Annotated in this window: 8 protein-coding genes; 3 read left to right on the forward strand and 5 right to left on the reverse strand. The window is 59.3% G+C overall.

Annotation, left to right across the window (positions count from 1 at the left end; translation table 11 throughout):
- Nucleotides 1-386 precede the first annotated feature (386 nt).
- On the forward strand, nt 387-1,571 hold the full coding sequence (locus BR41_RS21405; RefSeq protein ID WP_035061408.1) for a glycerophosphodiester phosphodiesterase family protein: 1,185 nt from the start codon (nt 387-389) through the stop codon (nt 1,569-1,571).
- A gap of 443 nt (nt 1,572-2,014) precedes the next feature.
- On the opposite strand, the gene BR41_RS21410 is transcribed toward BR41_RS21405, so the two are convergent.
- From BR41_RS21410 to BR41_RS24460, 3 genes are all read right to left on the reverse strand, one after another.
- The gene (locus BR41_RS21410; RefSeq protein WP_051711576.1) at nt 2,015-2,734 is read right to left on the reverse strand and encodes a tetratricopeptide repeat protein; all 720 of its coding nucleotides are present in this window, start codon (nt 2,732-2,734) and stop codon (nt 2,015-2,017) included.
- 90 nt (nt 2,735-2,824) lie between these two features.
- A complete protein-coding gene (locus tag BR41_RS21415; protein ID WP_035061410.1) occupies nt 2,825-3,721 on the reverse strand; it encodes an HTH-type transcriptional regulator ArgP in 897 nt (298 codons plus the stop codon).
- Nucleotides 3,722-3,942: 221 nt separating this feature from the next.
- Entirely contained in the window at nt 3,943-4,098 is a 156-nt protein-coding gene (locus BR41_RS24460) for a hypothetical protein (RefSeq protein WP_156970865.1), read from the reverse strand.
- Between the two features lie 165 nt (nt 4,099-4,263).
- Between BR41_RS24460 and BR41_RS21420 the strand changes: the two genes are divergently transcribed.
- On the forward strand, nt 4,264-4,902 hold the full coding sequence (locus BR41_RS21420; protein WP_035061412.1) for a trimeric intracellular cation channel family protein: 639 nt from the start codon (nt 4,264-4,266) through the stop codon (nt 4,900-4,902).
- 246 nt (nt 4,903-5,148) lie between these two features.
- Complete coding sequence (locus tag BR41_RS21425) at nt 5,149-5,799, forward strand: hypothetical protein (RefSeq protein ID WP_156970867.1); 651 nt, start codon at nt 5,149-5,151, stop codon at nt 5,797-5,799.
- A 302-nt stretch (nt 5,800-6,101) separates the two neighbouring features.
- Here BR41_RS21425 and pulA read toward each other — a convergent pair whose 3' ends face one another.
- Both pulA and BR41_RS21435 read right to left on the reverse strand, forming a co-directional pair.
- Nucleotides 6,102-9,146, reverse strand: a complete 3,045-nt coding sequence (gene pulA / locus BR41_RS21430; RefSeq protein ID WP_051711578.1) for a pullulanase-type alpha-1,6-glucosidase — start codon at nt 9,144-9,146, stop codon at nt 6,102-6,104.
- A gap of 193 nt (nt 9,147-9,339) precedes the next feature.
- Nucleotides 9,340-9,625: IS110 family transposase (locus BR41_RS21435; RefSeq protein ID WP_035061416.1), on the reverse strand; the 286-nt coding region annotated here is incomplete at its 5' end.

The raw sequence follows: 9,625 nt of genomic DNA on the forward strand, positions 1-9,625 counted from the left end.
AAGCCGATGTGCTGACGGTGTTCTTCTGTCATAAGGCCATTCGCACCATCGATCTGCGGGTGCAGTTAGACTAGGTTGAGTGTTACCCATGTCTACCGACAAGTGTTACCTATGTCTCCCGGCTGAACACTGCGCTCAACCCAACCTACCAAGGCCGGCAAAAACTGAAAGGGCCAGCGCGTTTAGCTGCGCTGGCCCAATACCATCATGTCCGCGGCGTGGTGACTAACGCCGATCCGTAATCCGCTTCGTGGATGCCCCCTGCCCGGAACACGTCCCACAACTCCACAATATTTCATTCCATGCAAGAAAACCGAAACGTGGAATAAGTATTTCGATGGTATACCCCGTCCTTGTCGATTGATCTGCTACCCGCAAGAGGACATATGAAATCCGCATTGACCGTTTCACTGCTCGCCGTTTCGGCGTTGTTTGCCGCCAGCACCCTGGCCGCGCCGGCGCCGCGCCATGCCGGGCTGAAAACCCTGGACGGCGCAACGCCGTTGATCATTGGCCACCGTGGTTTGCCCGGGCTGTACCCGGAAGAAGTCATCGAGGGATACAAGGCGGCCATTGCTGCGGGTACGGATTCGCTGGAGCTGGATTTGATGTCGTCCAGCGATGGCGTGCTGTTCGCGTGCCATAACGTATTCCTGAGCGATACCACCGATGTGGCGGAGCACCCGGAATTCGCCTCGCGCAAGACATCGCGGATGGTGGATGGCGTACAGACCGGCCCGGAGTGGTATATCAGCGATTTCACGGCCGCCGAGCTGAAAACCTTGCGCGTAAAGCAACCGGTGGCGGCGCGCAGCAAGCAGTACGACGGCAAGTACCCGATGGCGACGTTGCAGGAAATCTTTGATCTGCTCAAAGAGGCCCGTGCCGCCAATCCGGGCCGCAACCTGACCGTGTACCCGGAAACCAAGAACCCGATCTATCAACGCCTGTTGGGCGTGCCGCTGGAAGAAAAACTGCTGGCGATGCTCATCAAGGAAGGCTGGAACCGGCCGGATGCCCCTGTGTTCACGCAATCGTTCGAGCCGGAAAGCCTGAAAATGATGCGCCGCCTGGGCCTGAAAACGCGGGCGGTGCAGTTGATCGACGGCGATGGCATGGATTACAAGACCGGCAAAATGACTTATGAATCGCCGGACAACGCCAAACCATTCTCGTGGCAGCAACATGGCGATCCACGCACGTTTGCCAGCATGGTGACGCCGGAAGGTCTGAAGGAAATCCGCACCTACGCGGATGGCATCGGCCCGTGGAAGTTCTACATCCTGCCGCCGCAGGGCGTGGATGCGGACGGCAACGCGGTGAAAACGCTGGATCAGGCGCATAATCAGCCGGCGACTTCGCTGGTGGCCGATGCGCACAAGGCTGGCCTGTTCGTGCACCCGTACACCTTCCGCAATGAGCCCGGCCGACTGACCAAAACGTATGCGGGCGACCCGAAGGCGGAATACATGGCGTATTTCGATGCCGGTGTGGATGGCGTGTTCACGGATTTCAGCGGCACCGCCCGGACGGCGTTGACGGAATGGCTGGCGAAACAGAAGAAGCGCTGATCGTGCAGATGCCTCTGCAGAACAACGTGGCCGTTGCTGGCTCATGCCGTTCATTTGTTTAAGAGGCCGTTCAAAGTCTTGCAAGCCACCAACTTGAGGTGCTGCAAGGTTTTACTTCCCCCTTCTATGCCTGTGCGAATCAAAGATTCGTACGGCAAAGGGGGATTGTGAGCGTGCGAATCTCATCACTGGGCAAATCAAAGATTTGCACGAAGAGATTCGCCCAGCCAGAGGATTTCGACACTGCTGCAATTTGAGATGCCGCAGAAATCCCCCCTAGCCCCCTATGCCTGAGCAAATCAAAGATTCGCACGACACAAAAAGGGGGGAATGGCAACGTAAGCCGCTGCCGAAAAAGACTTTGCACAGCCTCTAAGCGCCAGGTACTAAAACAACCGGCCGCTCATTTGGGCGGCCGGTTGTTTTTAATGGTTAGTGCCCGCTTAATAGGCCCTTTTACCTGCCCCTGTCTGTAAATTCTGCAACGCGGTTTTCGCATCCGTATTGCCTTGGTTAGCCGACAAAGTGAAATAGTGTATGGCCTGCATTATATCTGTGGGTATTCCCAGTCCATCCCGATACATGCACCCTAAATCATATTGGGCGTAATCATTTTCATCTGCCGCGGCGAGTATGAATAACGCTTTTGCTTTCTGATAATCTTGCGTGGTGCCACGGCCATCTCTGTACAGACAGCCTAAAGCCTCTTGTGCATCCGTATTATTGTTGACGGCAATCGCCTTGTTATATAAATCAAAAGCCTTGGCTGGGTCTGACGGTACTCCCAGGCCCTGGTCGTATAACCAACCGAGATTATTCAGTCCTTCACTATTGTTTGCATTGGCCGCTTGGGTATACAGGCGCAATGCTTCTGCATAGCTTTGCTCAACGCCCACGCCCTTTTCGTACATGTATCCCAATCTGTTAGCGGCATCCGAATTGCTGTTTTGCGCTTGCGTAAACAAATCAAATGCTTTTTGGTAGTCTGGGGTGACGCCAAAACCATCGAGATACATCCATCCCAATTCGCTTTGGGCTGTGCTATTGCCGGCGTTGGCCAATGTTGTATAGATGGGGAGGGCCTGATCGTATGCTTTGTTTGCAAAATATTGCTGAGCCTGCGCAAGTTGTGCGTTTACGTCGTTTGGGTCCGTATCACTCATATTCGATTTCCTTCCAATGTTTTTACATGGGGCCTAAATCCTGTCAAAGCATAGTAGATAGGCTGGAAATTCTCCCTGAATCTGTCGCCGCTACGCCCCCACCCCCAACATCCCCCGCGCCGCCGTCACAATCTGCTTCGATAAATATTCCATCCGGGGCGACTGCACTTTCCAGGCGTGCCAATACAGCGCGACATCGACCGGGTGATCCGCCGCCAGATCGACGACTTTGCCGCTGGCCAGCACGTCGCCCAGCAGCAGCTCCGGCATCATGCCGTAGCCCAAACCGCGGCGGATGGCGTGGAAGTGGGGTTCGGTGCCGGGGACGTAGTGGCAGGGGTAGGCACCATCCGGTAGGCCAAAGTGGCTGAGCAGGAAGGACGACTGCAGCATGTCCTTGCGGGTGTAGGCGAGCACGGGGGCGTTGCGGGCGGTGTCGCGGCTCATGCCGTCGGGGAACCAACGTTTGCGGAAGTCCGCACTGGCGACGAGCCGGTAGCGCATCACGCCCAGCGGCTCGGCAAAGCAGCCGCGCATGGGTTTGGGTTCGGTGCTGATGCAGCCGATGGCCATGCCGGTTTCCAGCAGCGCGTAGGTGTGGTCTTGGTCTTCCACCGTCAGATCGAGCAGCACCCGCTCGCGGATCAACACGTCTGATAGCGCCGGGAAGAACCACGTGCCGAGCGTGTCGGCATTGAGCGCGAGCATGATGGTGAGCGGCGTGCCTTGTTCTTCGGCCAGATCGGCGATGAAGTCTTGTTCCAGCAAGGTGGCCCGGCGCAGGTATTGCAGCAGTTGCTGGCCGACCCGCGTGGCGCGGCAGGGCCGGCTGCGTACGATCAGGGCGTTGCCGAGCGCGCTTTCCAGCGCACGTACCCGTTGCGATACGGCTGGCGGGGTGAGGTGCAGGCGGCTGGCAGCTTGTTCGAAGCTGCCGGTGTCGATCACGGCGCGGAAGGCTTCGGTTTGCTTGGGGTCGAGGTTCATGGGGTTTCGCTTGTGAAATCCTTGGAGGAGCGAGCTTGTGCCCCGCAAGCGTGCGATGGCTTGCCATCGCTCTGCGTGGAAATACCCTTGGGGTGCTCGCGATGGCTTCAGCGAATGAATCACCATCGTCATCGCGAGCAAGCTCGCTCCTACAGGGGGCATTGGAATTCAAACGTCGCGCCAAATAAGAAAAATTTGGCATTGCCTAATAATACTTAGTTTTATTCATTGTTTGGCGGCTGCCGCAGACAATCCCTCCCATCGAAGTAATCGGCGGAAAACCCGCTGTGAAGGGAGGCCGGCATGCAGCCAGCAATCAGCAAAATCGCCACCACCACATTCCGCGCTGCCGTGGCCGTGGCGGCGGTGTTGGTCATGTATGTTACCGGCCCGCACGGCTTGGCTGGTGTGGTGGCGCCGGCGGGGCCGTCAGGGGCTGCAAGGCCGGGGGGCGTAAAGTCAGCGGGCGGTGATCAGCGTTGTCCGGTGCGTGGGCGGCGGTGTGTGCCCGTGTTGCAAACGGCATCCAAGGAGTGATCCAGATGTTGTTGCACGCCATCTATCTGGTTGCCATCGTTGCCGAAGCGATGTCCGGCGCGATCATCGGCATGCGGCGCGGCATGGATCTGTTCGGCATCTGCCTGATCGGCACAGTGACTGCGCTCGGCGGTGGTTCGATTCGCGATGTGCTGCTCGGCCACTATCCGCTGAGCTGGATCGCTCATCCGCAATACCTGCTGTTCACCATTGGCGCGGCCATCGTCACGGCCTTGGTGGCGCGGCAGCTGCATCACCTGCGCAAGGTGTTTCTGCTGGTGGATGGCTTGGGGCTGGTGACGTTTACGGTGCTAGGTTGCGATATCGCTCGATCGACGGGGGCGATGTCGATAGGCATCCACCCCGGTATCGCGGTCATGGCGGGGATGATCACCGGGGTTTTTGGTGGGCTATTGCGCGATGTGCTGTGCAACGAGGTTCCGCTGGTCATGCGCCATGAGCTGTATGCCACTGTGTCGCTGGTGACGGGGGCGTTGTACATGGGGCTGCTGTGGCTACACGTTGATGCCGCTATTGCCGCGCTGGTTGCCGTTGCAATCGGCTTTGCGTTCCGCGTGTTGGCAATGCGTTTTCATTGGCGGCTGCCGGGGTTTAGCGGGGAGGGGATTCGCGGGATTGAGTAACCGTGGGGGCTGGTCGGGTGCAATGTCTTGGCGGCTGTTCGAAGTCTCGCAAACTGCCAGCTTGAGGCGCTTCAAGGGTTTACTTCCCCCTTTTTGAAGGGGGACTGAGGGGGATTTCGACGTCATTGCAAGTTGAGATGGCGCAGAAATCCCCCCTAACCCCCCTTCAAAAAGGGGGGAATAACAGCGGTTGCTGCCATTTGCAAAGATCGTAAACAGGCTCTTCAACACGGAACTGGCTGCTTTGTGTTTGAATTGTTCTCAAGTAAAGTGTTTGAAATCGGATTTCGATCAACAATAAACAGCCATTGGTTTAAACAAATGACACAAGACAATATCTATGCGCCAACAACAGTCGACCTGACTGCGCCTATCGAGGGCGCACCCAATTTCTATGTGGTTTCCAAGACCAAGCTGATTGTGCTGTTCGTTGCCACGATGGGGTTGTATACGGTGTATTGGTCCTATAAAAACTGGCAAATATATAAGGAAGCGACGGGTTACAGCGCATGGCCCGTTTTGCGCGGGATTTTCCCTTATTTCTTCATGCATTCGCTTTATCGGAGTGTGGATGGGAAGATCAACGCCAGCGGCCGTTCATATCCCTGGTCGCCGAGCACGCTGGCGACCTCGTTTGTTGCGGTACTCTTGATCGATAAGGTGCTTGATCGCATGGTGGCGAAAGGTGCTGGCTATCCTTTTACGGATATTGCCTCGCTGGTGCTCGTGCCGGTGATGATCATGATTTTGTTGCCTGCCCAGCGTGCGATCAACTTTGCGGAAAACGATCCTGATGGAGAAAGTAATTCGAAATTTACGGCGCTCAATTACCTCTGGATCGTGATCGGGGCCGCTGCTTGGGTATTGGTTGCGATTGGGATGTTTATTCCTGAATAAAGCGCACTCGGCATTTTATGTGTTGCGATTGAACAAAGCCCCGAGTGATTAGGGGCTTTGTCATTGTTGGTGATTGGCGAGGGCTGAACAAAAAAGATGCGATTTGCGGCAAGGGAGTTTTGCGGCATGGTTTCCCGGCCGGCGGAGCCGTCCGGGCTACGGTTGCTATGGGAGTTTTGTAGCGTGATCCCCCGGCCGCGAAGTCGCGTCCGGGTTACGGTTTGATTCGGAGTTGCAACGTTGCAAAAAAAGCCCCGCTCCAAAAGGAGACGGGGCTTTTAAACGCGGAGGACTACTGCGGGTTACGGCGCGACGAATACCGCCACGCTGCGGGCCGGGATGCTCAGGCTGCCGGCGGTGAGGGTGGCGGTCTTCACGCGGGCGTCTGCGCCGGTTTGCTGGCGCGCGTGCAGCGTGTAGGTGGTGCCGGCCAGGGCCGGGATGCTGAGCGTTTGCGCGTTCACGTCCGCGTTGATGGCGACCACGACGCTGCCGTAGTTCGCGCCGGTATAGCCAGCGCCATCGATGCGCTCGACCACCACGCCCGGCACTTGGGTGGTGCCGGTGTTGTAGAACGCCAGACGCTGCTTCACATCTGCGCCGGTGCGCAGGCGGAAGAGCGTGGAGCTTTGGCGGATGGCGAGGAAGTCGCGGAACACGTCACGGGCGTTGGCGATCTGGGTGTTGCCCATGCTGAGCGTGCCGTTGGTGAGGAAAGGCTTGATCACCGACCAATCGCCGCCGTTGTCGCTTTGCATCGGCAGGCCGACGCCGAAGTTGTTGGCTTGGTAGCCCCAGTCGATCTTGTTGAACCAGTCGCCCGAGTTGTAGCTGTTCCGGTCGAGCGATTTGGAACGCAGGATGTCCTGGCCGGCGTGGATGAACGGAATGCCTTGCGACAGCAGCAGGATGCCCGCGCCCAGATTCTGCGCCCGCACCCGTTCGTCCGCCGTGGTGTTGGCCGGCAGCTTGAGGGCGTTGATGTCGAACAGCGTCTGGTTATCGTGGGCTTCGATGTAGTTGATGATTTCAGCTGGATTGGCCGTGTAGCCGGCCGCTTGGCCGCTGTAGTCGATCTGGCTGTTTTGCTTGGTGTTGCCGTCCTTGTCAGTGAAGGTGTAGCTCGCCAGCGTGCCGGTCAGGCCCACGCGCACGAGGTCGGCCAGATGCAGCAGGTCGTCCTTGGTTTGCGTGCTGCTGCCGTTGGGAGCGAGGTACAGGCCGTTGGCAAAGCCTTGTTGCGAGACGAGCGTCTGGCCGCTGTCGCAACAGCCGCCACCGCGTACCGCATCACGCAGGCGGTCGTTGAACGAGCCGATGCCGGTGCCGGTGAGGTTGGCCTGGCGGGCTTGCTTGAAGTAGGCGTCGTTGGCGACTTCGCCGAAGTTCCAGCCTTCGCCGTAGTAATACAGCGCGCGGCCGGCAGCGGCGTCGGTTTGGGTGCGCAGGCTCTCGATTGCCGCCAGCGGGATGTGGCCCATGATGTCGAAGCGGAAGCCGTCCACTTTGTAGGCGGTGGCCCAGGTCTTGGCCGAGTCGATCATCAGCCGCGCCATCATGCGGTTTTCGGTGGCGGTATTGCTGCAGCAGGTGGAGGTCCAGATATTGCCTTGGCCATCCAGCCGGTAGTAATAGCCCGGTACCACTTTATCCAGCACGGAGTTCGGGTCTTGGCCGGCGGCGGCGGTGTGGTTGTAGACCACATCGAGCACCACGCGCAGGCCCGCGCCATGCAGGGCGGCGACCATCTGGCGGAATTCCTTCACCCGTACGCTGCCGTCGGCCGCATCGGTGGCGTAGCTGCCTTCCGGTGCGGTGTAGTGCAGCGGGTCGTAACCCCAGTTGAAGCAGTCGGCATCCTTGGTGGCAGCGACGGCGGTTTGTTGCTGATCCGAATCGGCGGCGGCGTTGGGGATGGTTGGCGTGCTGCAGCCGGTTTCATTCACCGAGGAAATATCGAACACCGGCATCAGGTGGATGTGGGTCAGGCCGACCTGTTGCAGCGCCTTGAGGTGCTGCATGCCGTTGCTGCCGGCATCGGTAAACGCCAGATACTTGCCGCGATGCGCGGCCGGCACGGTGCTGTCGTTGGCCGAGAAATCCCGCACGTGGGTTTCGTACAGCGAGATATCCGCATTGCTGGCCAGCGCCGGAATGGCGTGGGCATCCCAGCCGGTCGGTTTGAGCGAGGCATCGTCCAGATTGGCGACGAAGCTTTGCGCGCCGTTGGCATTCAGGCTGAGCGAGTACGGATCGGTGACGGTGTTGGTCACCATCACATTGCCGGCGGCGCGGCTGAACACTTTCACATCGAAGCTGTAATACGCCTGACTGGTCCACGCGGCTTGGCCGGTGTAGCGCCAGATGCCGGTGTTGGTGTCCTGCGTCATTGCTACGGCAACGGCCGCGCCGGTGGTCGGCGAGACGTTGAGCTGCACCGATTGCGCGGTGGGGGCCCAGAGCGAGAACGTCGGCGTGCCGTCGCCGGCAAAGGTCAGGCCCAGCGGCTGGTTGGCGGCGTTGTCGGCATAGAGCGTATCCAGCACCCATGCCGTCTGCACGGAGGTGGCTTGCACCAGCTTGCCGGTGCCATCGAGCTGCGCCACGACCAGTTCGCCTTTCAGCCACGTCTTGAGCGTGGCGGTGTCGACATTGGCGAGGGTGAGCGTGGTCGCGCCGGTGAGCTGCGGGTGCGCTGTCGCATTCGCGCCGCTAACGGTGCCGTTGGCGGTGAGCGCGACATTGCCGTCTGCACCGTGCACGCCAGTCGAATCGACGGTCATGCCGCCATTGGCCGCGTGGTAGAGCTGGTAGCTCGCGCTGGCAGGGGCGGATGGCCATGCCAGCGTGGTGGCATCCAGCCACATCGCGCCGGCCTGCGCCAGATTGCCGAGCGGCACGGCAGGCTGCTGCGCATAGACTTGGCAATCGCCTTGCAGCATCCAGATTTCCTGGCCTTGGGTAGCGATATTGCTGTTGAAGCTGGCGTGCTGGTCGGTTTGGCAGTTTTTGGTGCCGGAGCCGTCGATCACAAGGAAATCGAGCGTCTTGGCGGCGGTGTTGAGCGGGATGTCGACCCAGGCGCCGAAGCTGTCGGTCTTGTTGAATTGCACCCGGTCGTCCGGCCATTTTGCGGCGGTGGTCACCGGGCCGTTCCAGGCATAGACGCCCCAGCCGGCGGTATCGGCCTGGGTACGGTGATAGTGGACTCGCATGGTCGCGGCGGCGACGGCGGGCGTGGTGATGGTGGTGGCGGAACTGCTGTCCCCGCCACCGCTACACGCTGCGAGCAGCGATACGGTAAGCACAGACGCCAAAGCGCCCTGCCAGATTTGCTTCCAGTTCATCTTGCTCCTTTCATCCGGGTTTGATTCTTTGGGGCTTTGCGCCCTTTTTTTGTTTTGGAGTGGTGGGAACACGCTTTCAAACCGGTTTGAAACGTAAATAGTTTACAAACGGGTGTCAAGCGATTGATGGTGGAGGCAAGGCGGGGGGTGGAAAACGCTGTTCCGTGACCTTCCGTAGATACCGTCTTGCCCGTCAATCACTGAACGCAAAATCGGGCTGATAAGGCTTCTGTGTTTTGAGTACGCCAAAGCACAGGTGCACCAGCTTGCGCATGGCAGCGCCCAGCGCCGATTTCTTCGCCTTGCCGCGCGCCAGCAGCCGCTCGTAGTGCGCCTTGATGTCCGGGTTGTAGCGGATCGCCACCACCGCCGCCATGTACAGAACAGCCCGCACCCGCGCCGGGCCGGCTTTGGACAGGCGGGACGGCCCTGCCAGTGAACTGCCCGACTGCCGCTCCACCGGCACCAGCCCCAGATAG

Origin of the sequence: Andreprevotia chitinilytica DSM 18519, assembly GCF_000711875.1 — a bacterium.
Taxonomy (GTDB): Bacteria; Pseudomonadota; Gammaproteobacteria; order Burkholderiales; family Chitinibacteraceae; genus Andreprevotia; species Andreprevotia chitinilytica.